Raw genomic sequence first — 231 nt, 5'->3', positions numbered from 1 at the left:
CCTCCAACCGCGAACGCCACGCCCGCCATGACCGACGATACGATTCCGCCCTTCTCGTTTCCAGCCATTCACGCCAAGAAAGTCACAGCTGCCTTCGATGGTGGACGCCTAACCTCGAATGGGGGCGTGATGCTTCTGGCGATGGCCGAGCGGCGTCTCGGTTTGGCCGACAATCTGGCCCGGGTGTTCCCGGATCGGCGCGATCCGACGCGGGTCGTGCACAGCCTGGTC

The 231-nt window shown here is 64.5% G+C and carries 1 protein-coding gene; it reads left to right on the top strand.

The window, feature by feature from the left end; translation table 11 throughout:
* Window positions 1-27 precede the first annotated feature (27 nt).
* The coding region (locus QJT78_RS52640; protein ID WP_281460998.1) for a transposase at window positions 28-231 on the top strand (204 nt) is incomplete at its 3' end.

It is taken from the genome of Bradyrhizobium sp. Mp27 (assembly GCF_029953005.1).
Classification (GTDB): Bacteria; Pseudomonadota; Alphaproteobacteria; order Rhizobiales; family Xanthobacteraceae; genus Bradyrhizobium; species Bradyrhizobium barranii.
The sequence above is the reverse complement of the archived record's forward strand: the minus strand, read 5'-3'. Positions and strand labels throughout refer to the sequence as shown.